This window comes from Collinsella sp. AK_207A (assembly GCF_902501965.1).
Lineage (GTDB): Bacteria > Actinomycetota > Coriobacteriia > Coriobacteriales > Coriobacteriaceae > Collinsella.
In genome coordinates this window covers 84,052-108,809 of sequence record NZ_CABWID010000010.1, presented here as the reverse complement: position 1 = coordinate 108,809, position 24,758 = coordinate 84,052, and the positions used below count along the sequence as shown (strand labels likewise).

Genomic DNA, 24,758 nt, shown 5'->3' with positions numbered 1-24,758 from the left:
GCATGTGGACTCCGTCTATACTAACTCACGCAGCAAATGCTGAACGGGGTGTTAGCTCAGCTGGTTAGAGCGCCGGCCTGTCACGTCGGAGGTCGAGGGTTCAAGTCCCTTACATCCCGCCATTGCTCACGTACGAACCTCGCATATGCGGGGTTCGTTTCTTTTTGCAGCGAGGTTGCCGATACCAGCGCTTTTGCTGTGTTGATGCCTTCTGCTCTCAAATGAAACAACCCCACTCGCGGAAGAAGCGGTCTCTGTGTCCCAGAGTGGGTGTATAGTCATAGGGTGTCAGCGAGTGTCATGCTTTGCCGGTGGTGGGGAGCGGCACCCCGCTTGGGGCCTTTCCCTTGGTGCCGAGCGGTGTGTTTTGGTGCGAAGGGAACAGTAGAAGATGAACATCTCCAGGAAGACGGACTATGCTCTCCGCATGCTTTCCATGCTCGTGACGAGCAAGGACGGCCTCCTTTCCGTGCGCTCTGTTGCCGAGCGTGCCGGCGTTCCATATTCCTTTGCCCGGTCTATTCAGCACGGCCTGGTGCAAGCCGGCATCATCGAGAGCCTGCGCGGCGTGAACGGCGGCATGCGGTTGAAGATGGACGCCAGCGAGGTCACCATTCGCCGGATCGTCGAGGCCATTCAAGGGCCCATCGTGGTGAACGAGTGCACCGGGGACGCCGCGGAGTGCGGCCGTCGCGACGATTGCTGCTATCATCCCATCTGGATGGGCGCTCAGGCCCTTGTCCACAACTACCTGGATTCGGTTACGCTCGACGATGTCGTGAACAACAAGAGGAATCCGGCGGTTGACCCCAAGTTCGCCGACCGTTCGCGGTTTGGCGAGTACGTCCCCCGCGGGGAGGCCTGCACCGCTGCCGAGTAGCAGGAGAGCTCCTCACGGTAACAGCGTTGGAGCGCGTTGATGCTACAGGATTCTTTTCGTTCGCTCGTGCGGGCCGAGGGTGCCCGCTTGTACCGCGACCTTCCCTGGCGCAACACGCGCGATCCCTATCGCATCTGGATCTCTGAGGTCATGCTGCAGCAGACGCAGGTGCCGCGCGTGCTGACGCGCTGGGATGCGTGGCTCGATCAGTTTCCGAGCGTGTTCGCGTTGGCGGAGGCGCCGGTGGCCCAGGTGCTCGCGGCCTGGCAGGGCATGGGGTACAACCGTCGGGCGCTCGCGTTGCAGGCGGCGGCCTGTCAGGTGGTCGAAGCGTACGACGGCGTCTTTCCGTGCGAGGCGCGCGAGCTCGTGGCCCTTCCGGGCATCGGCCCGGCTACGGCCCAGGGCATCCGCTCCTTCGCCTTCAACCTGCCCGGCGTCTATCTCGAGACGAACGTGCGCACCGTGTTTCTGCACCATTGTTTTCCCGATGCGGCCGGGGTCCCCGACCGCGAGCTGACGCCGCTCGTCGAGGCGGCGTGTCCGGCAGCTCCCGGGGTATCCGAGCCCGGTCCCTATGCTGAGCCCGAAGACGCCGCCGACACGCCGCGGAGCTGGTATTACGCGCTGCTCGATTACGGTGCCGAGCTCAAGCGGACCATTCCCAATCCTTCGCGGCGCTCGTCCTCGTACTCACGGCAATCCAAATTTGAAGGTTCCCGGCGGCAGAAGCGGGCTGAGGTCGTTCGCATGTTGCTGGCGGCGGGGGAGTCCGGCCTTGCGCTCGAGGAGGTTACGCGGGGGCTCTCTGCGCTCGAGGTGCGGGCGGGGCGCGGCGCCGTTAATGGAGAGCTCGCGCAGAGCATCCTCTCCGACTTGGTTCGCGAGGGATTCTGCCTGTATGACGGGCAGAAGGATAGCTGGCGCATCGCGTAGGGGTGCGCGGACGGTACGATTCCGTCCGATACCGTTAGCCGTGCCACACTACGCAGGCATTGTGGAGAAGCCGCTTTTCCAGGCATAGCATACTACCTTATTAGGAATGAGTTACAATAAGAACCGTCACGCGAGCCTTCGCCGGGCTCCATGGCATGAAGTACACCAGTGATACGTCACGGAAGGGGTTTGCTATGAACTTTGCCGATTCTCAGACCAAGAAGAACCTCGAGGCTGCCTTTGCCGGTGAGTCTCAGGCCACCAACAAGTACGCTTATTTTGCGGCTAAGGCCAAGAAGGAGGGTTACGTCCAGATCTCCAACATCTTCACGGAGACCTCGGGCAACGAGCGCGAGCACGCCAAGCTCTGGTTCAAGTACCTGGAGAACGACGGCAAGCTTGGCGAGGTGCCGAGCACGCTCGATAACCTGAAGGCTGCCGCCGCGGGCGAGAACTACGAGTGGACCACCATGTACGCCGAGTTCGCGAAGACCGCCGACGAGGAGGGCTTCAAGGAGATCGCCGCGCGTTTCCGTGGCGTGGGCGCTGTCGAGAAGGCTCACGAGGAGCGCTATAACAAGCTCGCCGCGCGCGTTGAGGCCGGCGAGGTCTTCACGCACGAGGGCGTGAAGGTGTGGAAGTGCCTGAACTGCGGTCACCTGCACGTGGGTCCCGAGGCCCCGGAGGTCTGCCCGGTGTGCCTGCATCCGCAGAGCTACTTTGAGGAGCAGGTCGTCAACTACTAGGCGCTGCAACAAGCGCGCGGGTCACAGCGCGAACATAAAGGGCTGGAAGTCATCTTCCAGCCCTTTTTTGCATGTTCGTTACGCCCGTGTGATGAATCTCTTCAACCTGAATTATTCTAACAAAGGAATAATAAAGATGACCGGACGAGCAGCATAATAAGTCTGCAAAACTCGCTCCCACTGCCTTGTTTCGCCGCGGGCATGAGGGGGTTGAGCACCATGTAGGGGGAGCGGGCGCACAGGTGCCCGCGCAGAACAGGGAGGTGTTCGAATGGCAGTACAGCTTCAGACTGCACACGCTTCGCTTGCGGAGCGTTTGGAGGCGCGCGGGTTCACTCGTCGCGACTTTCTCAAGTATTGCGGCAGTCTGGCGGTCATGCTCGGTCTTTCGCAGGCGGCGGCCCCGCAGGTAGCGGAGGCGTTGGAGATTGGTGAGAAGTCGGGCAAGCTGCTTCCGGTCATCTGGATGGAAGGCGGCTCGTGCTCGGGCTGCACCGAGTCGCTGGCGCAGACCAATACGCCCGATATCGCCGAGCTCGTGCTCGAGACGATCTCGCTCAACTATACCGAGACGCTCTCCGCAGCAGCCGGTCATACCATGGAGCAGGCGCGCAAGGATACCATCGAGGCCGGCGGATACGTGCTGGTATACGAGGGTGCTGTGCCGACGGCGTACGACGGCAACGTGCTGATGGTGGGCGGCGAGAAGGGCATCGACTCCCTGGCCGAGACCGCTGAGAAGGCCAACGCGGTGATCGCGCTCGGCTCCTGCGCCTGCGACGGCGGATGGATGGCCGCGCGCCCCAACGACGCCGCGTCTATGGGCGTGCAGAAGTTCCTGTCCGACAAGGGCATCGACACCCCCGTCGTCAACATTCCGTGCTGCCCCGCCAATCCCGAGTGGCTGGTCGCGGTGATCGTGCAGTACGCGCTCATGGGCACGCTTCCCGAGCTCAACAGCAAGAACGAGCCCGTTGAGATGTTCAACCAGACCGTGCACGATAACTGCCCGCGTCGTGGTCACTTTGAGAACGGCGAGTTCGTGTACCAGTTCGGTTCTGCCGAGGAGGCCAAGGGTTACTGCCTGTACCCGCTCGGCTGCCGCGGCCCGCAGACCTTCACGAACTGCCCGATTACTCGCTGGAACCGTTCGCTCTCCTGGTGCGTGGAGGCCGGTGCCCCCTGCATTGGGTGCGGCAATATCAACCCCATGCACCCGCAGCGCAACTGGGTGGACGAGAGCACGCCGTTCCTCCAGCGCCATCGCGACATCTCGCTCGGCGACTTCCACTTCCAGCCGCCTGCGGCCGCGCTTGCCTTCACCGTACTCGTGGTGGGCGTTCTTGCGGTGCACGCTGTGGGCATGAAGGTCGCCGGTCGTGTGGACGGCGGCGCCGACTTTGAGCCCGAGCGTCGTTGGGACGTCAAGCACGGCACGCCGGCCGCTCATGAGGCCGGTGCCTGCGCTGCCAAGCTCTACGACGGCCTGGATGCCGAGGGCCTGGAGCCCAAGAACATCAAGCGCTTCCGCCGCATTCGCGAGGCCAAGAAGGCCGGTCTGGATCCCAAGGCCGCGCTCGGCTTTAAGGTGGAGCACGCGAGCGAGGAGCCCGCAGCCGCAAACGATGACGCCATGAAGGGGGGCGAGGAGTAATGGCACGTTCTACCGTTGATCCCATTACCCGTATCGAGGGCCATCTGTCCATCGAGATGGAAGTCGAGGACGGCAAGGTCACCGAGGCATGGTCCTCGGGCAACCTGTACCGTGGCCTGGAGCATGCCCTCGAGGGTCGCAGCCCCTACGACGCCGCGCTCATCTCCGAGCGCATCTGCGGCGTGTGCCCGGTGAGCCACGTGCACGCCAGCTCCTTTGCCGCCGAGGACGCCTACGGCATCCAGATCCCGGAGGGCGCGCGCCTCATCCGTAACCTCGCCGAGGGCGGTCAGATTCTGCACTCCACGATCCTGTGGTTCTACAACCTGGCCGGTCTTGACTACATCAACCCGCTGAACGCTCTGAACGCGACGGCGGCCGATGCCTACGAGGCCTGCAAGACCTACGGCACCTCCGCGGCCGACTTCGAGGGCATGCTCGCGCGCCTGAAGAAGTTCGCCGAGAACGGCCAGCTCTCCATCTTCAGCGGCAACTGGTTTGACTGCAAGGACGCGGACGGTAACTCCGCCTTCCACCTCACGCCCGCCGAGGACCTGGTGGGCACGGTCCACTACTTTGAGGGCATCGAGAACCAGGCCAAGGCTTCACAGATCTGCGCCATGATCGGCGGTAAGATGCCGCACATCATGACGAGCATGCCGGGCGGCACCTCCTTTGTGCCCACGGCCGAGAAGCTGGACGAGATCATCTATCGCATCCAGGAGCTCAAGACCTGGATCAATCAGACGATGATTCCCGACCTCTACATGATCGTCTCGCGCTATCCCAACCTGGTTGGCATGGGCAAGGGCGACGGCCACTTCGTCTCGTTCGGCGTGCTCGACTCCAAGAGCCGCGAGATCAACGAGCGCTATCTGCCTGCCGGCATGGTGACGGTGGACGAGGACGGCACGCTGCACATCGCCAACGTGGACGTGGACAAGATCACCGAGGACACCACCCACGCGTACTACGAGAACCACGCGCCGCTCAATCCCAGGGATGGGAAGACCAAGCCGCAGTGGCCGAAGGAGGGCAAGGACTTCTCCAACAAGTACACCTGGTGCAAGGCGCCGCGCTATGACGGCCAGCCGTACCAGGCCGGCGGCATCGCGCGCATGATGGCCGCCTATATCCGCGGTGTCGAGCCCGTGGTGAAGCTCATGGACGACGCCATGGCGCGCACGGGCCTCAAGATCCAGGACCTGGACTGCGTGGCCGGTCGTCTGATGACGCGCGCCCTGGAGGCCTCGTATGTGGTGGACAAGATGGCGGACGACGTCAACGAGCTCATCGCCCTCATGAAGGATGGCAAGGCCGAGTACTACACGCCTGCTGCCACCACGACCGGTCAGGGTGTCGGCCTGTGGGAGGCCCCGCGTGGCGCTCTGCTCCACACCGAGACCGTTGAGAACGACGTCATCACCCACTACCAGGAGATCATTCCCTCCACGTGGAACCTTTCGCCCAAGGATGGCAAGGGCGTCGAGGGTCCGCTGGAGCACATGCTGCTGGGCACCACGGTGACCGATATCGATAAGCCGCTCGACGCCGTGCGCATCGTGCACAGCGTGGACCCGTGCACGGCCTGCGCTTGCCACGTGACCGAGCCCAAGACGGGCCGCACCTTCAGCGTCGTCACGTCTCCTTGGGGGGTGGAGTAAATGGCACATATGGCTCACTATCGCGAGGCGCATCCGCTGCCCTTCGTGATCACCCACTGGGTGAACCTCGTGGCCATGATCTTCCTAATCTTAACGGGCTTCTACATCCACTACCCTCTCTTTGGCGGCGTGATGAGCCTGGCTCGTGGCCTGCACATCTTCTTTGGCATCGTGCTGCTGCTCAACTGCGTGGTGCGCATGGTGCTCGCGTTCTTCATCAAGAGCGCCCCGGCGCCCGGTACGCGCGAGCTGGTCATGGACTACAAGACGTGGCTGCCCCAGCGCGACAACAAGCACCAGCTGTGGGCCTGGATCAGCTACTACCTGTTCCTGCGTCGTGACCACCCCATCGCGGCTAAGCTCGGCGTGCCGCAGAAGATCGTGTACCTGCTGATTCCGCTCTTGATCTTCTTCACCGGCTACACCGGATTCTGCCTATGGGGCGTAACGGCCAACTGGGGCTTCTTCGCCGTGGGCATGGACTTCCTCGGCGGTCCCATGAAGGTACGCATCCTGCACTACTTTATGATGTGGGCATTCCTGGTGTTCATGTGCATTCACGTGTACCTGTCGCTCATCGAGGGCGTCAGCCCGGCCTCGCTGATCTTCTTCTGGAAGGAGACGCCTGGCCTGGTGTACGATCCGGAGACCATGAACATCGTGGGCTTCGATGGTATGGGCGAGGAGCCGGATTACGGCGAAACGTTCAAGGAGAAGCAGGCCTAGCGCTCTCATTGGGAAGCCCCCTGGTTTTCCCCGTGTAAACGTTCTTCCGAGGGTGGCAAGCGACTGCGTCGCTTGCCACCCTCGCTGCGGAATGTTTACCTTGGGGAGAACCAGGGGGCTTCCCTGCGCATGCCGCTCGTTCTCAGGGATGGGAAGTTATTCCCCAAGGTTTTCGCGGTTGTTGCGATTACTGACCTGCGGGAATACAACTGGTATGGTAACTTTGTACATCCTGTGATGGGCTGTTGGGATTTGTTTGAAGGAGGGGAGTTCGCTGGGTTGTTTTCATTTTCGAGGGCACAATATGCGCGAGATGAGAAAGACAATCCTGCAGCTCGTCTCTTTTGCCCGGATGTCTCGGAAGCATCCGGGCTTTTTCTTATGCGTTGGGATGAGGGGCTGGTTTGGACGTATCGATCATATGCGTGGGCAATGAATGGCAGCTTGACGATGGGTTCGGACCCGCGGTGGCGCGTCACCTGCTTGAGGAGTGGTCCTGGCCCGAGAGCGTTGCGGTGCTCGATCGCGGGGTGATGGGGTACAACATCGTACCCGATCTAGCGAACTGCGATTTCGCCCTGGTTGTGGATGCGCTGGACGGCACCGGGCACGCACCTGGAACGGTGCTTGAGTTTGCGCCGGAGGACATGGCGGTGAGCGAGGGAATCATGTCCCTGCACGATGTCCGCTTTGCCGATGTGCTCGCTACGGCCCAGTTGATGGGGACGCGCTGTGCCGGCGGGTGGTGCTTTGGCGTGCAGGTTGAACGGCTCGGTCGGGGAGCATTGGACCGCGGGCTGTCGGCGCCGGTAGCTGCGGCGGTGGAGCCATGCGCGCGGGCCGTGGTGGCGTACACGCGCGAACGGCTTGGTATGCAGATCACGCCGCGCTAGCCGCGTTTCGCCGAACGGGGGATTGACGTATGTCCCCTCCTTCGGCATGCTGAACATTCCCCTCCATGCGCACCTTCCCTAAGGGGGTCGTGCATGAACCTTTTCATTGAACAACCGCAGCGGCAAGCCGATCATGCTGCCTGGATTCCGCATGAGGCGACGCCGCGCCAACGAGATGCTGTTGAGGCTCGGGCTGACGCGGTGACCGACTGTGGCGACGACTCGCCTGCCGGGCGTACGGGGCGAATTCCGTACTCGCAGGCGCAGCAGTCCTATCGTGAAGAACTTGCGTACAACAAGAAACGGGCGCGCCGACGCCGTTGGAATGCCGTTGTGCGGGTGCTGGCGTTCCTTGTTCTGTTACCGCTCTTCCTGGTCGGTGTATTCGTTGGCGTGTACGTGTTGACGTGCATTTTGAACGGCGCATCTCCGGACGAGCTCGTGGAGCTGCTCGGGGAGCTTGTTGCGTATGTCCGCGCGTTGGCGGAGCAGGTGCTTCAGACGCTCAAAAACTAATAAGCGTGGTTGACACAAAAGGTAAGGAGTTAATGATTATAGAGGGAAGCACCATACAGCCACCCGCATATGAACGCTCTGCTGAGGTTGTAACCGTTTCGGTATCCCTGACGGAAGAGGACCGCGCGGAGATGCGCTGCGTGAGTTTTAAGCGGGCGGCTGAGGAGCTGGGTGTTTCGCAGCCGCGCATCAGTGCGTTTGTGGCTGCGGAGAGGTTGGACGTTCGGCTGGTCAAGGGACAGCGTATGATTACGCTCGACAGTATCAACCAGTACGAGGCGACGGGCCGCAGGCCCGGGCGCCCGCGCAAAGATGCGGCTGAGGGCTAGGGGAGGACATGGCAGAGCAAAAGGTGACCAAGGTAGATGCACGGACGGGCGCAGCCCCGACGCCGCTCAAAGATCCCTTTGAGCCCAAGCTGCCCAAGGCATCGCCAGGCATGCGCTTGGTGGGGTATTGCAGGCAGTGCCGTGGCTTTCAAGAGCTGGATAAGCGGTGCGAAGATGCGGCGGGCCATGACCGTCACGCGATGGCGATCATCATGGAACTGCCCAAGGACAAGCCTCTCTACCATATTCCCGAGTTCAACTGGGGCGCGTTCCTGATGCCGCCCATCTGGGGAGCCGGACACGGGCAGGTGTTCGCCGTGGTGCTGTACCCGATATGGCTCATGGTGGACAACCTCATCTGGGCGGCGATTCATGGGCAGGCGAGCCCGGTGCTGGCGTGTCTGGCCTTGGTTGGCACGCTGGTCTTCATGTTCGTGTACGCGCGAACGGCGAACTATATGGGGTACATGCGGGCTTATACGCGCAAGTCGCCCGAGGAGTATGTGGCGGGGGAACGCCGTTGGGCGGTTGCCATGGGCGTGCTCGCAGCGCTTATGGTGGCGTTTGCCACGTGGTACAACCTCACTCTGCGCGGGTGAAATCGCTCGGTTCGCGCAGGTATCAATGCAGCTTTTTTCGGATAAGGGATGAGTGCCATGGATGTCGTCATACTCTTGCTCGCGCTCGTGGCAGCCGCTCTGGCGGCGTTTGCGGCTGTGGCTGCCCTGCGCGCCATGCGGGCGGCAGCGGATGCGTCTTCCCAGATTCAGCTTGCGCTGACGGCGATCGATCAGGCGGGTGAAGCCATTTCGGCCGCCAATGCCGCGCTGCTGGACGCGCGGTCCACGGTCGGGCAGATCTCTCGGCAGCAGGCGGTCGATACCGCGGTGGTCAGGGAGCGGCTGGAATCGGTGTCTGCGCAGGTGGCTCAGGTGGGCGAGCGGGCGGACGGCTTGCGTCGCGAAGTGACTGCCGGCCAGGACAAGACGCGCGAAACGGTCGAGCGTCAGCTCGGTGCCATTCGCGAGGATAACGCGCGGCAGCTCGATCGCATGCGCGAGACGGTGGACGAGAAGCTTTCGCGCACGCTGAACGACCGTTTGAGCTCATCGTTCAAACAGGTGACCGACCAGCTGGATACCGTCTCGCGCGGGTTGGGCGAGATGCGCGAGGTTGCCTCGGGCGTGGGTGACCTCAAGCGCGTGCTCTCGAACGTGAAGACGCGCGGCATTTTGGGCGAGGTGCAGCTGGGCGCAATCCTGCGCGAGATCCTGACGCCGGACCAGTACCTTGAGGATGTGGCAACGGTGCCGGAGAGCCGCGAGCGCGTGGAGTTCGCTGTGAAGATCCCTGTAGACGGCGGTGAGCCGGTGCTCCTGCCGATCGATTCCAAGTTTCCGGGCGACGCGTACGAGCACCTGCGGCTGGCGCTCGACGAGGGTGACGCTGCCGCGGTGAACGCTGCGAGGAAAATCTTGGAGCGCCAGATCAAACTCGAGGCCAAGGATATTTCTGAGAAATACCTCTCGGTTCCGGCGACTACGAACTTCGGCATCATGTTTCTGCCGTTCGAGGGGCTATATGCCGAGGTCGTCAACATGCCCGGCTTGGTCGAGTCGCTGCAGCGTGACTTCCGCGTGAACGTTGCGGGGCCGAGCACCATGGCGGCGATCCTCAATAGCCTGCAGATGAGCTACCAGACCTTTGCGTTCCAAAAGCGTGCGGACGAGATTCAGCAGGTACTTGCGGCGGTCAAGGCGGAGTTTCCCAACTATCAAAGCGAGCTGCGCCGTGCGCTCAAGCAGATTCGCACGGCCGAGAAGACGGTGGACGGCATCATCAACACGCGCACCAACGTCATCGAGCGGAAGCTCAGGTCGGTAACGGCGCTGGACGACGAGCAAGAGGTCGCGCGCTTGCTTGGTGCTGGAGCCGCTGCCGTGGATGTGGACGCTGCGGTTGAAGCGTCCGAGGAGGATGGGGACTAGCCATGCCGCGTGAGACGAACGCCGCCAAGCGGGAGCGCGCTGTTGAGTTCTGCGAGCGGCTGGACCGTCGCTATGGGCCAGTCGAGTGCTTCTTGGACTATCAGTCGCCGTTTCGTTTGGTTATCTCGGTGCTGCTCTCTGCGCAAACCACGGATGCCCAGGTTAACAAGGTGACGCCACGGCTGTTCGAGCTCTGGCCCACGCCGGAGGCCATGGCGGGCGCGAGCATGGCGGACGTTGCCGAGGTCATCAAGTCCATCGGGTTCTACAAGACTAAGGCCAAGCACGCCGTCGAGGCCTCGCAGATGATCGTCGCCGACTTCGGCGGCGAGGTGCCGCATACCATGAAGGAGCTCACGAGCCTGCCGGGCGTGGGGCGCAAGACCGCGAACATCGTGCTCAACGTGAGTTTTGGCATCGTTGAGGGTATCGCGGTGGACACGCACGTGAACCGCATTGCGCATCGGCTGAGACTCTCGCCTAAGACGCACGAGAAAGAACCGCTCAAAACGGAGCAGGACCTGCTGAAGATTCTGCCGCACGAGTACTGGACCAACGTGAATCACCAGTGGATCAGCTTTGGCCGCGAGATCTGCACCGCGCGCTCGCCCAAGTGCGGCGAGTGCCCGATGACCGATATCTGTCCCTCTGTCCGCTGAACGGGCATCATGACCCTCAGCTTTCGGCTTGCGTGTCCAAGCATGCGGCGCCTCACGTTCGGGTCAATATGCTTCGTTTATCGGACGGAGGAACCTCTGCGTACTGAAGCGCAGGATTCTGTCCTAGATATAAGGGAATCCGTATGGAATACTGATAGAATACTATCATTCAGATTCTTGTCAGGGGGTTCATCATGCTCATCAAGTCCTCGACGGCGCTGAGAAGCGATTACACTTCCGTGTCCAACCTTGCCCATGAGACCGGAGATCCTATCTACATTACCAAGAATGGCGAAGGAGACCTCGTTGTCATGAGCACTGATGCCTTCGATAAGCGCGAGGAGCGCCTTGAGCAGCGTGCACGCGTACTGGAGGCGGAGGCCCGGCGGTTGATGAGCGAGGAATCTTTCACTACCGATGATGTGCGGGAGATGCTTAAGAAGAAGTACGCTCATGCCTAGGCCGGTGATTCTTGCCACAGCGTGGGAAGACATCGAGGGAATAGCAGAACGATGCATGAAGTCGGTGGGCCCTCGGGCTGCAAAGGGTGTGACCGATGCTATCCTCGACGCAATCGACCTGTTTGAAAACATGCCGTATTTGGGGCCGGTACACGATGATCCCCTCCTGCAGCGATTTGGCTTTCGGAAGCTGCTGGTAAAGCGGTACGTTTGTGTCTATCGAATCGTCGAGGGCGTCCCGACGGTTTACGACGTGTTCTATCAATCTCAAGACTATGCCGCGCGGTTGGCAGCGGAGAATTGAGGTTGTTCGGTATTTGATTCGCGGCAGCCCTGTCGTACTTCAGGTGCCCCGCCTCTGGGCAAAACGTCGCGCTTGTCGGTCGAAGGGGTCTCGGCGTGCCGAAACGGGGTATCTCGTTGTTCGGTCGTCGGTTGAAAGGCTCGGGAAAAGCTTGTTTCGGCATTCGGAAAGGGCCTGTTACGACATTCGGAAAAGGCCTGGACAAACTGCTCGCACGGCAGATCGAGGCCCGTCGCGCCAAGCGCGCGCTGGGGCTGGCGCAGACGTTTTCCATGCTCATAACATTCACGGCTTCCATGGATTTCCTTTAGTTGTGGTCGATCTTCCTCGAATATCATTCCTTTCGAAAAAAGATCACGAATCGAAATGATGGAAGTAGAATAATATCTTTATCGACATTCAATAAGAACTGTAAGACGTTTTGATGTTTGTCGATTGGGTCGATATTGAAGGAGTGGACTGGAGTGATGACGATGTCGGATGTTGTAGCTCCAATGGTGGGGTCATGTCTGCTGCTGGTGTTCGGAATAATGATATATCGAGGCAAGCTCACGGGATTGCTTGCTGGAATATCATTGCTATCGGGAGAGCGTTTAGAGGAGGCAAGGCGGATGGCCGAGTCTCAAGGTGCAAACCGAGCGGTGGGGACGGCTATAGTTTTCTCCGCTATATGCCTCGTTTGTTCGTCCCTTTTTCCGGACAGAAGGGCTATCTTCGGCCTGATGGTGGCTGCCGTTATTATCACCGCACTTGCCTATGCAAATAAGGAGTCTATTCGTATGTATATAAAGGCGAAATGGAATCTGAGGCAGCGCAACCCGCGATAGTGTTTTAAGAGGCTTCGGTAGTTTGTGTGGTTAGGGGCCTGGTTCACTAAGCCGCTTTCCCTATCGGCGCCGGCTGATCCCACGGCAGCTGCGGTCTCGCGTCCGAGCATCTCAGCATCAGCAGCGCTATGAGGTTGTCCGTGTTCCTGAAGCCGTAGCCCATCTTCACCGTCACCTTGATCTTGTTGTTGATCGACTCCACGCGGGCCTTGCTGATGTCGAGCGATATGGAGCGGAGGATGTCGCCGCGCCGTCTTCTCACCTTCTTCACGACCTCCACGACCTTCGGAATCCTGCAGTGGGCCACTCGGTGGAGCCAGTCGTCGAGGAGCCTCTCCGCCTCGGCGACGCCGCCCGCCCGGAACACGGCCCGCAGGTCCTCTTTGAGCTCCCATGCCCTGAACAGGCGCGACCCGGCCGACTTCAGGTTGTCGAGCTTGGCCCTCTGGCTCTCCGTCAGGCTCTCCCTGCCCTTCACCAGCGCGAGGCGCGTCCCCTTGATGGCCCTCGCCGCCTCTGCGAGCCTGGGGGAGTCGGGCGGCGTCTCGTCGCCGGCCGACGGCCATCCGGGACGCCGCCGTCTCGGCGTCGCCGCCCTGGCGGCCCTCTTGGCCACCTGCCACTCCTCGCGGCACACGCCGTCGAGGGCGTCGTTCATCCGGCTGACGACGTGGAAGGGGTCCATGACCCATTCGGCATTGGGGCACCACCGCTTGACCAGCGTCTATATCCACCTGTAGCCGTCGGCCGTCACCACCTCGATGGAAAGCCTCTGCTCGCGGGTGAGTTCCTCTTTGAGGAACCGGCGCAGCACCTCTTTGCTCCACCCCCCGCGGCCCAGATCAGGCAGCCCCTGTCGTGGTCCACCACGACCATGAGGTACCTGTGGCCCTTCTTGTACGAGGTCTCGTCGATGCCGATCCCGCGGACGCCGTCGGAGCGCGCGGGGCCCGTCGCCCGCCGGAGGTCGCCGAGGATGCGCCCGCAGATGCCGCCGACGCTGTGCCATTCGATGCGGCACGCCCGCGCCACGGCCGACACGGTGCAGCGGACGGCCATCCACGCCGCCCAGTCCTCGAACGGCCTGGTGAAGCGCGACCTCGGCCGCGCTCACGGGACCGACTCGACGCGGACGCCGTGCTCCGGGCACCTCACGCGCGCGGGTGCGTACTCCAGGTAGCATTTCGATGCCCCCAGGTCGAGCGCGCGCCACCGCCTCGACTTCCCGCGTCCGTCGTAGGCCTCGCAGGCGCGGCCGCATGTCGGGCGGCGACGCTGCTTGAGCCTGTATGGGCGAACCCCGACGACGATGGAGTCGTCTTCGATGCGGATGGATTTAATGACGGCATCGGTCAAGGCGAGGGCAAAACGTAGTATCTTGTTCACACACAAACTACCGAAGAGCCTTAAATAACGAGGTAAAGCGTTCTCTACCGCATGGGTTTATCAACCTGCTATGAGTGATAGCGATATGTGTACATATTGCCGTTGTAGTAGGTGCTCGTATATTCAAAGGGCAGCATGCGCGAGTCATCTGTGTACGTTACGTGTGAAGAGCACAGTATGGCGGCGTCACCGGCATCCAGGAGCTCTTTTTGCATCTCGTCAGGAAGGAGCGCACTAATGGTGAGATCCATGTATCCCGGCGGGCATCCAATTGACCGGAGATATTCGTAGAGGGACCCATTCAGGTAGCTCACATCGATGGCAGGGACCACTCTGCTCGAAATGAACGTGTCGTTGATTGCGAAAGGGGTTCCGTCTCCTGTTCTTAATCGAACAAAGTGGTGAACCAAGTCTCCGTTGTCGAGAATAAGGTCCTTTCGTACCTTTTCAGGACACACGGAAGCTTGAATAACCTCATAGGAGAGCAGTTTGGCACCCGGCTTCAATCCGATGCGCTCCATGCCCTGGGTAAAGCTATCGTTCAAGTTGATGAGGTTGTCAACGTGTCGTCCCGAGACAAAGCTACCTTTTCCCGATATGCGTTTGATAAGTCCCGAGGAGGCAAGGTTGCCTATCGCCTTGTTAATAGTCATGCGAGAAAAGCCAAAACGGTCGCATAACTCTTCCTCGGTAGGGATTCTGTCGCCCGGCTCAAGAAGACCGGACTTGATTTGATTGCGTACGAAATCCTCGACCTGCATGTATTTTGGCTTAGCTGAGCACACGATGTGTTTCCTTCTTATATACAAATGAGTAGGACAATCACTGCTTCTTAAAGATTATAGGTATATCTATATGAATTAGGAAATGTATATACATAACAAATGAAATAAATGGCAGTTACAAAACGATTAACGGCAAACTTCTGCCGTTTACCTACTCTACTCATTATTCATACTAATAAAAGTATATACATAAGTAGTAGTAAGCATAGACAATTGAAAGGGGTCATATGATTACTGAACTGGAAAACCCAAGCATGTACGCCTACATCAAAGACGGCGGCAACGCGCTGCGCAATATCATGGAGCACCGTGAAGTGTTTACCGCTCCTTTTAAGGCGATTTTTGGAGAGCGGTCTATTAAGAAGGTGCTGTTTGTAGGCTCGGGTACGAGCTACAACGCTTCGATTTATATCACTGATCTGTTGGAGCGATACGCTCATATCGATGCGGAGGCTGCATTTCCAACGCGCGTAGATGAGCGCGTGCTCGCTGCATGCGGCGCCTATAAAGCATCTGAAATCCTGGTCGTTGGTGTTTCACAGTCCGGTACCAGCGTGTCTACCATTGATGTCATACGTCGCGCCCGTACTGTCGGTTGTTTTACGGTAGCGTTGACCAATGAGATGGACAGTCCCATTACAAAGGAAGCGGATGAGTCTGTGCGGCTCCTGACAGGAAAGGAGTACGTGCATGTTGAGACGCGTGGCTATATTTGTACGCTACTCGAGGGTTATCTCATAGCGCTGGCGGCCGGTCTGGCCATCGGCTCGGTTAATCAGGATGAATATGACTGTCGAATCAATGACGCTCAGACGCTCGCCAACAACTTCGATGCCATGATTGCCGAGGCAGATGCTTGGTATACCGATCATGAGAGTGAATTCATGACCCTCACGCGGAGCTATATCTGCACGTATGGAATCAACGCGTGCACGGCCGAAGAGGCCGAGCTGAAACTCAACGAGACGTTTCATAAGCCTGCCAGGGGCTACGAGTTGGAGGAGATGATTCACGGTCCCCACTATGCGCTCGACTCGGATAACTTTACCTTTTTTGTGGCACCTGACAGCCCCAAGGCAGATTACGTAGAGCGCTTCCTTGACTGGTATCGGGATAACGAGATAACAAGCCACGTTTTCGTTATCACAACGGGAGGGCGCTCCTTTGGGTCCAAGGCCCTGTCTTTTTCCGAGCGGGTTCCTGAGGAATTGAGTCCCATCCTGATGGTCTTGCCGTTCCATATCATCGCAGCGCGTAACTGCATTAATGCGGGGATTGATACGGCGGAGCGCCCTGCGAATCGGACTTCGTTCGCCCATCTTCGTTAGGAGGCTGCCATGATTGTACTTGCGCGCGTTGACGACCGGCTCATACATGGGCTCGTCGCCGTTGCGTGGACGTCGCACCTTGCACCGGAAACCATATTGGTTGCTAACGACGCCGTAGCAAACGATGAGATGAAGAAGAACGTCATGAAGCTTGCCAAACCGGCTGGCGTCAAATTATTCATAAAGACTCGCGATGCGGCGGCAAAGGCCCTCAACAATCCCATCAACGATGGCAAGCGTATTTTTCTCGTGACTGAGACAGTAGAGGATGCTGCGTATGTTCACGGTCTGCTCGTACACCCCTTCGATACGTTAAATATCGGGACGGCTGGCATTAAGAAGCGCCCTGGTGAGGAGTACATTACGACGATTCCCCAAGTTTACATGACCAAGCGTGACTTTGAGTTTGCCGAGCAATTGCATGGCGCTGGGGTTGAGGTGTTCTGTCAGGCCAATCCGACGTTGGAGCGTCTTGAGTACTCCGGCATCGAGAAGCTGTTTTAAACCGTCGGATCAAGGAGGAAGAGAATCATGTTGCAAGGTTTTCTGGTGGCGCTTGTTGCCGCCCTCGTCTACATGGAGTCGCGTATCGGCGGACAGCATATGCTCGATCGCCCGATTATCATCGGACCGCTTGTTGGTCTGATTATGGGAGATCCAACGACTGGCTTGGTTGTTGGCGGCGAGCTGGAATTGGTGTGGATGGGCCTGAACGGAATCGGAACTACGACCCCACCGAACGTCGTGGTTGGATCTGCACTTGCTACAGCGCTTGCAATTAGTACGAACGCGTCGTACGAAACCACCCTCGCCCTTGCCGTCCCCATTGCGGTGGTTGCACAGCTGTGCGATATCGCTGCGCCGGTGGTCAATACGTTCTTTGCGCATTACGCCGATCGCTGTGCTGAGGCGCGCAACTATCGGGGAGTTGAAATGGCGATCTGGGGCGGAGCGACCGTGTACTTTCTTTTCAAGTTCGTTCCGGTCTTTCTGGGATTTGTCCTTGGATCCGGAGTGATCACCCAGTTCGTTGACCTTATCCCATCTGTTGTTCAAGACGGTCTGAACCAATCTGGCAATCTACTTCCAGCTCTGGGAGTTGCCATGCTTATCCAGCTCACGTGGGACCGTAAATTTGGCGTATTCCTTTTCTTGGGTTTTGCGCTTGCCGCTTTCCTGAATATCAGCACTATTGGCGCAGCGTTCTTTGGGGCAGTGTGCGCCGTCGTGTATTACATGTTGGGATCGAGTGCCAAGCCGGCGGTGGTCTCTCAGAACAATTCTTCGACGACAGCCCCATCGATTCTGATCGATGATGACGACAGTGAGGAGCTCTAAAATGGCTGAGAAAACGAGCGCGCTGGTCCAGGATGATGTCTCGGCGATGCCGGAAGTTCCTGAGAAAAAACTGAGTCATAAGGCACTCAGGAGTGTTTTCAATCGTCACTATCAACTTTTGGGTTGTTTTAACTACGAGCGTCAGATGTCCACTGGCTATGCGAATGCTATGCTTCCCGCGCTGCGAGAGCTGTATGCCAGCGATCCGGACGAGCTAAATGCGGCGGTCAAGCGTCATCTCGAGTTTTTCAACTGCGCGACGTCTACGAGTCCTTTCATCCTTGGTCTTTCATGCGCCATGGAGGAACAGAATGCTGCTGAGGGGGAAGCGTATGACGAGGGGTCCATTACGTCAGTTAAGGCTGCTCTTATGGGGCCCCTGGCAGGCATTGGCGACTCGTTTTTCTGGGGCACATTCCGCGTTATTGGCGCGGGTATCGGTGCGCCTTTGGCCGTTGCCGGCAACGTTTTGGGTCCGATTATCTACGCAATCCTAAACGTGATTCCATCTGAGATAGTGCGCCGTTGGGGCTTCAAGATTGGATACGAGGGCGGTAGTAAATTCCTCGAGCGGATTTCAGCTGATGGCACCCTGCAGAAGGTAACGGAAGCTGCGCGTATTATGGGCCTTATCGTTATTGGCGCGATGATTCCCTCCATGGTGGTTCTCAAGCTGTCCGCAACGGCAAATATCAACGGTGCCGAAGTGGTGCTGCAGGATATCTTCGATCAGATTTGCCCCTTCATTCTGCCCATGCTGCTGACATTTGGTTGTTGGGGTCTGCTCAAGAAAGGCGCATCTGGAACCGCAATTATGTTTGGTTTACTGGTGCTTGGTGTCGTGTTGGTTGCCCTGGGTCTGGTGTAAGTTGCAGTAGCATCGACAGGTCAACTACATGCGAACTGTTTTTCTGGGCGTAAACGAGGCTATGGCGCCGTGGTCTTGTTCGACTTAGAAGTCATAAAGGTGCCCGTGCCCGTCCAGCGCGTTATGCTGGACGGGCACGGCGCTTTTTTGGTTAGCGGGGTGGACTGAGCGTGAGTAGGACTGCTGGCAAATCGAGGTCTGACCAGCCTGATACCTCAGAAAACGACGTCGTGCCCATGGCGGGCTGCCAAACGCCCACAGAGGCGGAGCAGGCACGCGAGCAGGCGGAGCGCCGTGGAGCTCAGCCGGGCATGCTGCGTTTTCTGCTCATTTTGAACACCGGCCTCATCCTCACGGCCATCGCCATTCGCCTTCGACATCGGTGCCTCTACCGGCGGAACGGACATTCTCGCGATGATCTTGCGCCAGCGCACCGGGTTCGAGGTGGGCCGCGCACTCATGCTCGTGGACGTGGCGATCGTTGCGACGGCGGCCGTGCTCTACGGTCCGCGTGTGGGTCTGTACTGCGTGTTGGGTCTCTTTGACAAGACGCTCGTGGTAGGCAGCGCGGTCGAGCGGCTGCACCTGCGCAAAGTCTGCACCGTTATCTGCTCGCGCCCGCACGAGGTCGAGCGTTTCATCGTGCGCGAGCTGAACCGTTCGGCAACCATCACGCCTGGGTACGGCGCGTATTCCGGCAAGCAGGTCTTGCAGGTGATGAGCGCGCTTTCGCGTCACGAGGCCATGCGCCTGCGCCAGTACGTGCGCTCGCTGGACGACCATGCCTTCATGACGGTCGTCAACAGCTCGGAGATTATCGGTAAGGGGTTCTGCGGGTTGAACTAGCCGTTGCGTGCCGAGGACGGCGCAAAGTGCATGGACCAGGAGCAGACGGGATAGGGCGTGGGTGCTCGATGCGAAGGCTCATTCCCCCGCAGGCGGGAAACCCTTCGTCACCGATGAAGTTCGGGCGATGCTCAAGGAGAAGTATGCCCACGCCTTGCTTGCCCAGCCTTTCTTACAGGTAGAATAGCCTCAACAAACCGATTATCGCGACCCGCGCGGAAGTCCCGTACGGGGCGCTTCTGCTGTTGAAATACGCTCCTGAAAGGCCGGTTCGCACATGCTCATCCATCGCATTGCCGCGCAGCTCTACACCGCGGAGGGCCCGCAGACCGTCGAGACCGCGCTTGCCGAGGGCCAGGACGCCACCTTGGCGGTCTCGCAATCGGCGCGCACGCTCATCGTGGCCTCGCAGTTCGCTCGTCAACCGCGCCCGACGGTGTACGTGGTCTCGGGCGAGGATGCCGCCGACCGCGCGCTGCGCTCGCTCGCGGCGTATCTGGGCGCCGACCGCGTGACGCGGTTTCCCCTGCGCTCCGACCTGCCTTGGAGTGACAAGGCGCCCGACGACGCCGTGGTGGCCGCCCGTTGCTCGGCGCTCGAGCGCCTGGCGAGCGGGAACGCTTGCGTGGTGGTTGCTTCCGCGCGTTCGCTGCTCCGTTGCGTGCCGCCGCGCGAGAGCGCGTACTGGCGCTCCGCCACGTTTGCCGTGGGCGAGGAGACGGACTTTGCCGAGGTGCCGACAACGCTCGTGAGCATGGGCTATACCAGCTCCGACGCCGCCGACACCCCCGGTCTCTTCCATGTGCACGGCGACACGGTGGATATTTGGCCCGCTCAGGCCGTGGCGCCCGCGCGCTTGGAGTTCTTCGGCGACGAGATCGATCGCATCCGCACCATGGTGGCGAGCACCGGCCAGACCATCGGCGACGAGCAAGAGATTCGCATCAGCCCCGTGCGCGAGCTGGCGCTCACCGACGACGCCGTGGCGCGGCTTTCGCGGGCGCTCTACCTGCCCGCCAAGGAGGACACGCAGCTCGCCGCCTTGTTGGAGCTCGCGCAGAACCACATTGCCACACCCGAGCTCGATAGGTTCCTACCGCTGCTCTACGCGCACACGGACACCCCGCTCGCGCATCTGCCCGAGACCGTGCTCGTGGTGCTCTCGGAGCCGCGTGCGCTCTTTGACGATTGCACCCGTGCGTACGAGGAGCTGGAGGAGCGCGCGGGAGCCGCTAAGGTCGCGAGTCTCGAGGGGCTGTACGTGCGGCCGAACGCGCTGGACTTCGGCCGCAACCAGCGTCTCAACCTGGTGAGCATCATCCGCGCGGGCGGTGCGGTTACGGCTGAGCTCAAGACTGAGCAGCCGGCCATCGCCGGTTCGGACAGCCGCTTTATCGGACGCATCCAGGAGGTTGTGAACAGCCATTATGCCTGCGTGTTCGCCATCCCCGATCGCGGGGCGCGTGAGTCGCTCGAGCTCTCGTTTACCGATGATGGCATTCCCTTTGAGGAAAGCCTGCAGGTAGCGCCCGAGAACACGGGCGCGGTGGGGGAGCGCGTGCAGGTGACGCTGCTCAAGCGCGATGCCGACCCCCTGAACGCGCGCGGCCTGGACGGCGCGGTGCCCACGGTGCCCACCATCACGCGCGGGCGCGTCACCTTTGTGGACGCGCCGCTGCCTGCCGGCACCGTGATACCCGAGGCGCATCTTGCCGTCTTCTCGCTCGCAGACCTGAACGCGCGCATGGATGCTCGCCGCGTCCAGGGCCGCTCGCGTCGGCATGTGGATATCACGCAGGTGACCTTTCCCTTCAAACCCGGTGACTACGTGGTGCACGCCACGCACGGCGTGGCGCTGTTCTCTGAGATCGTGCGCCAGGAGGTCGGCGGCAAGGAACGCGACTACTTCCTGCTGGAATACGCCGGCGGCGACAAGCTCTACGTGCCGCTCGAGCAGGTAGACCGCATCAGCCGCTACGTAGGCCCGGACGGCGAGAACCCGCGGCTCACGCGGTTGAACACCGCCGACTGGGCGCGCGCCACCACGAAGGCGCGGGCTTCGGCAAAGAAGCTCGCCTTCGACCTGGTCGACCTCTACACCCGACGTAGCAGCGTGACGGGGTTTGCCTGCCCGCCCGACACGCCGGAGCAGCTCGACATGGAGGCGTCGTTTCCCTACGACCCCACGCACGACCAGCTTGACGCCATCGCCGACATCAAGGCCGACATGGAGGCGCCCAAGCCCATGGACCGCCTGCTCTGCGGCGACGTGGGTTTTGGCAAGACCGAGGTCGCGCTGCGCGCGGCGTTCAAATGCGTGGACAGCGGCCGCCAGGTCATGGTGCTCTGCCCCACCACCATCCTCGCCCAGCAGCACTACGAGACCTTCTTCAATCGTTTTGCCCCCTTTGGCGTGGAGGTGGAGGTGCTCAGCCGCTTCCGCACGCCGGCGCAGCAGAAGCGCGCGCTCGCGGCGTTCTCCGAGGGCAAGGTCGACGTGCTCGTGGGAACGCATCGCCTGCTCTCGGCGGATGTGAACCCGCAGCGTCTGGGCCTGGTCATCATCGATGAGGAGCAGCGCTTCGGCGTGCAGCACAAGGAGCAGCTCAAGAACCTGCGCGAGCAGATCGACGTGCTCACGCTCTCGGCAACGCCCATTCCCCGCACCATGCAGATGGCGATTTCCGGCGTGCGCGACATGAGCCTCATCACCACGCCGCCGACCGGCCGCCGGCCCGTGGCCGTGCACGTGGGCGAGTACGACCCGGACGTGGTGAGCGCGGCGATTCGCCTTGAGGTGGGACGTGGCGGGCAGGTGTACTACGTGTCCAACCGCGTGAAGACCATCGACGATGCCGTGGAGCGCGTGCACGAGGTTGCGCCCGAGGCGCGCGTGGGCGTGGCGCACGGCAAGATGAGCCCGCGCGAGGTCGAGGACGTGATGATCGAGTTCGCGGCCGGCAAGATCGATGTGCTGGTGGCGACCACGATCATCGAGAGCGGTATCGATAACCCGCACACGAACACGCTGATCATCGAGGACTCGCAGCGGCTGGGTTTGGCGCAGCTGTACCAGCTCAAGGGGCGTGTGGGCCGTTCGAGCACGCAGGCGTACGCGTACTTCCTCTTCCCCGGCGAGATTCCGCTGACCGAGGAGGCAACCGAGCGTCTGACCGCGCTCTCCGAGTTCCAGGACCTGGGGAGCGGCATGCGTATCGCCATGCGCGACCTGGAGATTCGCGGCGCCGGATCGCTGGTAGGAGCGGAGCAGCACGGCAACCTCTCGAGTGTGGGTTTCGACCTGTTCACGCAGATGCTCGGGCAGGCGGTTGCCGAGGCTCGCGGCGACGAGGGCGCGAACGTGGAGCCGCAGGTGGTAGGCATCAACCTGCCGGCCGACTATTTCTTGGCGGAGGACTTTATTCCCGCCGTTGACCAGCGGGTTATGGTGTATCGCCGCCTTGCGGCGGCGGATACACTTGCTGCAATCGACGCGATTCAGGAAGATTGCGAGAACGAGCATGGAGAGCTGCCGGAGGCCGCACTGAACCTGTTCGACCGCAACCGCCTGCGCATTCGCGCGGGACGCCTGGGCATGGAGAGCGTGAGCCTGACGGGCGGGCGCTTGGTGTTCCAGGGTGTTGACGTGCCGCGCGATGTGGCGCTTGACCTGCGGAGCCGGCTGGGCGCGGTGAACTTTCCCCGGAGTCGCAAGATCCAGGTACCGTATCGTGCCGGAGCGGGTGCGGGAAGCGGTCTGGGTCGCGGGATCGATGCCGGCGCGCCCGGGAGCGGCCCCGTGCAGGCCGCCCTTGCGCTCGTGGCGCTCCTGGGTGACTCGGAGGACGAGTAGCGAGGTAAACCGAGGGGATAGTGTACGGGTTTTGGGAGCCTGCCGGGAAACCAGGCCGATACTTTACGGGTTTTGCCGGGGCGGCGGGGTAGCCTGAGGTGGTCGCCGCAAGAATGACCAGGTAGCGAGCGCGCCAGTTTTGCGGCTACTCGGCGGGGGCCGGAAAACCCGTAAAGTATCGGCTTGGTTTTTACCGCGGGGCCCGAAACCCGTAAACTACCGCCCAAGTTTGGGTTGTGGGCTGCGAAACCCTCCTGCCGCTGGGCGCGAGGCTTCTGCCCACGCCAAACCTTGCCAGTTTGGCAGGAGTTTCGAGTGGCGCAACGGAAAAGTAGCCGACTTGGTAGGGGGTTTGGGGCCATGCCAAAGTAGGCGAGTTTTTGCCACCTCATCTACCTGGGATTTGTCTGGGGATGATGGATGACATAGGTCGAGGTCCCTCGGAAAACCCCTACCGACTCGGCCTGGTTTGCCGGCGGGAGCTCAAAACCCCTACCAACTTGACGAAGTTTGCATTGCGGGATCCATAGACTGTGGATAGGGGCAGAACTCAACGAAGCACGTGCCCGAAGATGCCTTGGTATAGAGAACCGATTCTGATTCAAAGAGCGTACGAAGTCCTAATCAACCACATTGTTCTTCCTGATTTGGACCATGTGATACAGTCAGGCCAGTTGACACGAGAGATTGGTCGCTGTATGGACAAGCAGGACCCATATGCGCAGACGTTCGACGGCTACGAGGACGTCCCCTCTTCCTCGTTCAGCCTGCGGCACTTCAGTCTGATGAACTCGCTTTTCACCGTTATCAACCGGGCACGCGCCGACAGTCTGGAAAGCGTGCTTGCGCGCTACTTCCTGCAGCACTTCGAGCATCTTGAGCGTCTGAACGTGTACGACGTAGCAGGGGAATGCTACACCTCGCGCTCCGGTATGCGGCGCTTCTGCCAGTCCATCGGCTTCGACAATTTCTCGGATATCAAAGATTCCAACTACGAGTGGAGCCATCACTGGGATTACTTCTCGGACTACGCGTTGCACGCGGACTATCGAAACCACCTGGCGAGTTCCATGGCGGGCATGTGCGAGGAAATCAATCGCATGGTGGACCAGGACCGTTTCGATCGCCTAGCCGACATCATGCATGGTGCCAGCGAGGTGGTGCTCGTCGCCTCGGACTTTTCCAGCATGGCGGTCCACGACTTCCAGCAGTGCATGCTTTACGCCCATAAGCTGGTCGATATCCTCACAGATTCCCAGGGCGACGAAGCCCGGCTCTCTACCATGGATGAGCAGGGCCTGGTGGTCGTCATCTCTGCCACGGGCAACTTCGCGCGCGCCGTTGCTAACGACCTGTCCACGTGCCGGGGCCGGAAGGTGCTGGTGACGCTCAATCCCAATGCGGAGTCCGTGTCGCACTACGACGACGTTTTTCTGCTGAAGGAGATTGAGCCCGGCCAGAGCTACCGGCGGCGGCGCACCGTGTTCACCAAGTATGGGGTCAACTATTTCTTCGACCTGCTGTACAACCGCTACCTCACGCTCTTTTGCGACGACGGTGGGGATGCGGAAGAGGATGCCCGATAGCGCCCCTCTGTCTGTCCGATAGCGTCCCACGGTCTACAGCCCCGCCGCCCACCGCTCAAAAACAACCGTCTGACCTCGCAAGGGTTCGCAGATGGAACCCTATTTTCAGGGTTCCATCTGCGAACCCCTTCGTTTCCTGCAACTCGGTATGTTGGGTGCATGCCAGAGCTCGGCACCGTCTCGCA

The 24,758-nt window shown here is 60.4% G+C and carries 27 protein-coding genes and 1 tRNA gene; 24 read left to right on the top strand and 4 right to left on the bottom strand.

Going from position 1 to position 24,758, the window contains the following annotated elements:
• Window positions 1-45: 45 nt before the first annotated feature.
• From GDJ97_RS02125 to GDJ97_RS09495, 16 genes are all read left to right on the top strand, one after another.
• Window positions 46-122, top strand: a tRNA-Asp gene (locus GDJ97_RS02125).
• A 269-nt stretch (window positions 123-391) separates the two neighbouring features.
• Window positions 392-880 carry an Rrf2 family transcriptional regulator gene (locus tag GDJ97_RS02120; RefSeq protein ID WP_152069573.1) on the top strand — a complete coding sequence of 163 codons (489 nt, stop codon included), beginning with the start codon at window positions 392-394 and terminating at the stop codon, window positions 878-880.
• Window positions 881-919: 39 nt separating this feature from the next.
• Window positions 920-1,816 (top strand): adenine glycosylase, encoded by an 897-nt coding sequence (locus tag GDJ97_RS02115; protein WP_152069572.1) that lies wholly within the window; start codon window positions 920-922, stop codon window positions 1,814-1,816.
• A 194-nt stretch (window positions 1,817-2,010) separates the two neighbouring features.
• Window positions 2,011-2,562, top strand: a complete 552-nt coding sequence (gene rbr, locus GDJ97_RS02110; protein WP_152069571.1) for a rubrerythrin — start codon at window positions 2,011-2,013, stop codon at window positions 2,560-2,562.
• 271 nt (window positions 2,563-2,833) lie between these two features.
• A complete protein-coding gene (locus GDJ97_RS02105) occupies window positions 2,834-4,216 on the top strand; it encodes a hydrogenase small subunit (RefSeq protein WP_152069570.1) in 1,383 nt (460 codons plus the stop codon).
• Entirely contained in the window at window positions 4,216-5,880 is a 1,665-nt protein-coding gene (locus tag GDJ97_RS02100) for a nickel-dependent hydrogenase large subunit (protein WP_152069569.1), read from the top strand. The genes GDJ97_RS02105 and GDJ97_RS02100 overlap by 1 nt, the downstream gene beginning before the upstream one ends.
• Window positions 5,881-6,606 (top strand): cytochrome b/b6 domain-containing protein, encoded by a 726-nt coding sequence (locus tag GDJ97_RS02095; protein ID WP_152069568.1) that lies wholly within the window; start codon window positions 5,881-5,883, stop codon window positions 6,604-6,606. It abuts the gene before it with no gap.
• Window positions 6,607-7,010: 404 nt separating this feature from the next.
• A complete protein-coding gene (locus GDJ97_RS02090; RefSeq protein WP_152069567.1) occupies window positions 7,011-7,499 on the top strand; it encodes a hydrogenase maturation protease in 489 nt (162 codons plus the stop codon).
• A gap of 93 nt (window positions 7,500-7,592) precedes the next feature.
• Window positions 7,593-8,015: a hypothetical protein gene (locus GDJ97_RS02085; RefSeq protein WP_152069566.1), complete on the top strand. Its 423-nt coding sequence runs from the start codon at window positions 7,593-7,595 to the stop codon at window positions 8,013-8,015.
• A gap of 337 nt (window positions 8,016-8,352) precedes the next feature.
• Window positions 8,353-8,943 carry a hypothetical protein gene (locus tag GDJ97_RS02075; RefSeq protein WP_152069564.1) on the top strand — a complete coding sequence of 197 codons (591 nt, stop codon included), beginning with the start codon at window positions 8,353-8,355 and terminating at the stop codon, window positions 8,941-8,943.
• 57 nt (window positions 8,944-9,000) lie between these two features.
• Window positions 9,001-10,332 (top strand): DNA recombination protein RmuC, encoded by a 1,332-nt coding sequence (locus GDJ97_RS02070; RefSeq protein ID WP_226808728.1) that lies wholly within the window; start codon window positions 9,001-9,003, stop codon window positions 10,330-10,332.
• Window positions 10,333-10,334: 2 nt separating this feature from the next.
• Complete coding sequence (nth, locus tag GDJ97_RS02065; RefSeq protein WP_152069562.1) at window positions 10,335-10,991, top strand: endonuclease III; 657 nt, start codon at window positions 10,335-10,337, stop codon at window positions 10,989-10,991.
• A 194-nt stretch (window positions 10,992-11,185) separates the two neighbouring features.
• Complete coding sequence (locus GDJ97_RS02060) at window positions 11,186-11,452, top strand: type II toxin-antitoxin system Phd/YefM family antitoxin (protein ID WP_152069561.1); 267 nt, start codon at window positions 11,186-11,188, stop codon at window positions 11,450-11,452.
• Complete coding sequence (locus GDJ97_RS02055) at window positions 11,445-11,756, top strand: type II toxin-antitoxin system RelE/ParE family toxin (RefSeq protein ID WP_152069560.1); 312 nt, start codon at window positions 11,445-11,447, stop codon at window positions 11,754-11,756. The genes GDJ97_RS02060 and GDJ97_RS02055 overlap by 8 nt, the downstream gene beginning before the upstream one ends.
• Window positions 11,757-11,851: 95 nt before the next feature.
• Window positions 11,852-12,067 carry a hypothetical protein gene (locus GDJ97_RS02050; protein WP_152069559.1) on the top strand — a complete coding sequence of 72 codons (216 nt, stop codon included), beginning with the start codon at window positions 11,852-11,854 and terminating at the stop codon, window positions 12,065-12,067.
• Window positions 12,068-12,223: 156 nt separating this feature from the next.
• Window positions 12,224-12,583, top strand: a complete 360-nt coding sequence (locus tag GDJ97_RS09495; RefSeq protein ID WP_226808727.1) for a hypothetical protein — start codon at window positions 12,224-12,226, stop codon at window positions 12,581-12,583.
• 46 nt (window positions 12,584-12,629) lie between these two features.
• Here the strand turns inward: GDJ97_RS09495 and GDJ97_RS09490 are convergent, their stop codons facing one another.
• On the bottom strand, window positions 12,630-13,304 hold the full coding sequence (locus tag GDJ97_RS09490; protein WP_255445748.1) for a transposase: 675 nt from the start codon (window positions 13,302-13,304) through the stop codon (window positions 12,630-12,632).
• A 29-nt stretch (window positions 13,305-13,333) separates the two neighbouring features.
• On the bottom strand, window positions 13,334-13,642 hold the full coding sequence (locus GDJ97_RS09805; RefSeq protein WP_152069815.1) for a transposase: 309 nt from the start codon (window positions 13,640-13,642) through the stop codon (window positions 13,334-13,336).
• Here GDJ97_RS09805 and GDJ97_RS09325 point away from each other — a divergent pair.
• On the top strand, window positions 13,596-13,763 hold the full coding sequence (locus tag GDJ97_RS09325) for a hypothetical protein (protein ID WP_193221298.1): 168 nt from the start codon (window positions 13,596-13,598) through the stop codon (window positions 13,761-13,763). The genes GDJ97_RS09805 and GDJ97_RS09325 overlap by 47 nt on opposite strands.
• Here GDJ97_RS09325 and GDJ97_RS09800 read toward each other — a convergent pair.
• Window positions 13,694-13,969 (bottom strand): transposase family protein, encoded by a 276-nt coding sequence (locus GDJ97_RS09800; protein ID WP_373422653.1) that lies wholly within the window; start codon window positions 13,967-13,969, stop codon window positions 13,694-13,696. The two genes, GDJ97_RS09325 and GDJ97_RS09800, sit on opposite strands and share 70 nt — an antisense overlap.
• Before the next feature lie 68 nt (window positions 13,970-14,037).
• Window positions 14,038-14,754 (bottom strand): GntR family transcriptional regulator, encoded by a 717-nt coding sequence (locus GDJ97_RS02035; protein ID WP_226808726.1) that lies wholly within the window; start codon window positions 14,752-14,754, stop codon window positions 14,038-14,040.
• Between the two features lie 227 nt (window positions 14,755-14,981).
• On the opposite strand from GDJ97_RS02035, the gene GDJ97_RS02030 reads away from it, so the two are divergent.
• From GDJ97_RS02030 to GDJ97_RS02000, 7 genes are all read left to right on the top strand, one after another.
• Window positions 14,982-16,082 carry an SIS domain-containing protein gene (locus tag GDJ97_RS02030; RefSeq protein ID WP_152069557.1) on the top strand — a complete coding sequence of 367 codons (1,101 nt, stop codon included), beginning with the start codon at window positions 14,982-14,984 and terminating at the stop codon, window positions 16,080-16,082.
• Window positions 16,083-16,091: 9 nt separating this feature from the next.
• Window positions 16,092-16,586, top strand: a complete 495-nt coding sequence (locus GDJ97_RS02025; protein ID WP_152069556.1) for a PTS sugar transporter subunit IIB — start codon at window positions 16,092-16,094, stop codon at window positions 16,584-16,586.
• Between the two features lie 27 nt (window positions 16,587-16,613).
• Entirely contained in the window at window positions 16,614-17,420 is an 807-nt protein-coding gene (locus GDJ97_RS02020; RefSeq protein WP_152069555.1) for a PTS sugar transporter subunit IIC, read from the top strand.
• Between the two features lies 1 nt (window position 17,421).
• Window positions 17,422-18,288, top strand: coding sequence for a PTS system mannose/fructose/sorbose family transporter subunit IID (locus tag GDJ97_RS02015; RefSeq protein WP_226808725.1), 867 nt, complete (start codon window positions 17,422-17,424; stop codon window positions 18,286-18,288).
• Window positions 18,289-18,666: 378 nt separating this feature from the next.
• The gene (locus GDJ97_RS02010; protein ID WP_226808773.1) at window positions 18,667-19,134 is read left to right on the top strand and encodes a YitT family protein; all 468 of its coding nucleotides are present in this window, start codon (window positions 18,667-18,669) and stop codon (window positions 19,132-19,134) included.
• 277 nt (window positions 19,135-19,411) lie between these two features.
• Window positions 19,412-22,987 carry a transcription-repair coupling factor gene (mfd, locus tag GDJ97_RS02005; protein ID WP_152069553.1) on the top strand — a complete coding sequence of 1,192 codons (3,576 nt, stop codon included), beginning with the start codon at window positions 19,412-19,414 and terminating at the stop codon, window positions 22,985-22,987.
• Between the two features lie 698 nt (window positions 22,988-23,685).
• A complete protein-coding gene (locus tag GDJ97_RS02000) occupies window positions 23,686-24,573 on the top strand; it encodes a MurR/RpiR family transcriptional regulator (RefSeq protein WP_193221266.1) in 888 nt (295 codons plus the stop codon).
• Window positions 24,574-24,758: the final 185 nt, after the last annotated feature.

What these genes read in the sequence shown, in the direction of transcription:
- GDJ97_RS02020 (WP_152069555.1), top strand. Translation starts at nt 16,614, where the DNA reads ATGTTGCAAGGTTTTCTGGTGGCGCTTGTTGCCGCCCTCGTCTACATG.
- GDJ97_RS02055 (WP_152069560.1), top strand. Translation starts at nt 11,445, where the DNA reads ATGCCTAGGCCGGTGATTCTTGCCACAGCGTGGGAAGACATCGAGGGA.
- GDJ97_RS02000 (WP_193221266.1), top strand. Translation starts at nt 23,686, where the DNA reads ATGGACAAGCAGGACCCATATGCGCAGACGTTCGACGGCTACGAGGAC.
- nth (WP_152069562.1), top strand. Translation starts at nt 10,335, where the DNA reads ATGCCGCGTGAGACGAACGCCGCCAAGCGGGAGCGCGCTGTTGAGTTC.
- GDJ97_RS02070 (WP_226808728.1), top strand. Translation starts at nt 9,001, where the DNA reads ATGGATGTCGTCATACTCTTGCTCGCGCTCGTGGCAGCCGCTCTGGCG.
- GDJ97_RS02075 (WP_152069564.1), top strand. Translation starts at nt 8,353, where the DNA reads ATGGCAGAGCAAAAGGTGACCAAGGTAGATGCACGGACGGGCGCAGCC.
- GDJ97_RS09495 (WP_226808727.1), top strand. Translation starts at nt 12,224, where the DNA reads ATGACGATGTCGGATGTTGTAGCTCCAATGGTGGGGTCATGTCTGCTG.
- GDJ97_RS02115 (WP_152069572.1), top strand. Translation starts at nt 920, where the DNA reads ATGCTACAGGATTCTTTTCGTTCGCTCGTGCGGGCCGAGGGTGCCCGC.
- GDJ97_RS09325 (WP_193221298.1), top strand. Translation starts at nt 13,596, where the DNA reads ATGCGGCACGCCCGCGCCACGGCCGACACGGTGCAGCGGACGGCCATC.
- GDJ97_RS09805 (WP_152069815.1), bottom strand. Translation starts at nt 13,642, where the DNA reads ATGGCCGTCCGCTGCACCGTGTCGGCCGTGGCGCGGGCGTGCCGCATC.
- GDJ97_RS02105 (WP_152069570.1), top strand. Translation starts at nt 2,834, where the DNA reads ATGGCAGTACAGCTTCAGACTGCACACGCTTCGCTTGCGGAGCGTTTG.
- GDJ97_RS02015 (WP_226808725.1), top strand. Translation starts at nt 17,422, where the DNA reads ATGGCTGAGAAAACGAGCGCGCTGGTCCAGGATGATGTCTCGGCGATG.
- GDJ97_RS02025 (WP_152069556.1), top strand. Translation starts at nt 16,092, where the DNA reads ATGATTGTACTTGCGCGCGTTGACGACCGGCTCATACATGGGCTCGTC.
- GDJ97_RS02120 (WP_152069573.1), top strand. Translation starts at nt 392, where the DNA reads ATGAACATCTCCAGGAAGACGGACTATGCTCTCCGCATGCTTTCCATG.
- GDJ97_RS02095 (WP_152069568.1), top strand. Translation starts at nt 5,881, where the DNA reads ATGGCACATATGGCTCACTATCGCGAGGCGCATCCGCTGCCCTTCGTG.
- GDJ97_RS02060 (WP_152069561.1), top strand. Translation starts at nt 11,186, where the DNA reads ATGCTCATCAAGTCCTCGACGGCGCTGAGAAGCGATTACACTTCCGTG.
- GDJ97_RS02100 (WP_152069569.1), top strand. Translation starts at nt 4,216, where the DNA reads ATGGCACGTTCTACCGTTGATCCCATTACCCGTATCGAGGGCCATCTG.
- mfd (WP_152069553.1), top strand. Translation starts at nt 19,412, where the DNA reads ATGCTCATCCATCGCATTGCCGCGCAGCTCTACACCGCGGAGGGCCCG.
- GDJ97_RS02085 (WP_152069566.1), top strand. Translation starts at nt 7,593, where the DNA reads ATGAACCTTTTCATTGAACAACCGCAGCGGCAAGCCGATCATGCTGCC.
- GDJ97_RS02030 (WP_152069557.1), top strand. Translation starts at nt 14,982, where the DNA reads ATGATTACTGAACTGGAAAACCCAAGCATGTACGCCTACATCAAAGAC.
- rbr (WP_152069571.1), top strand. Translation starts at nt 2,011, where the DNA reads ATGAACTTTGCCGATTCTCAGACCAAGAAGAACCTCGAGGCTGCCTTT.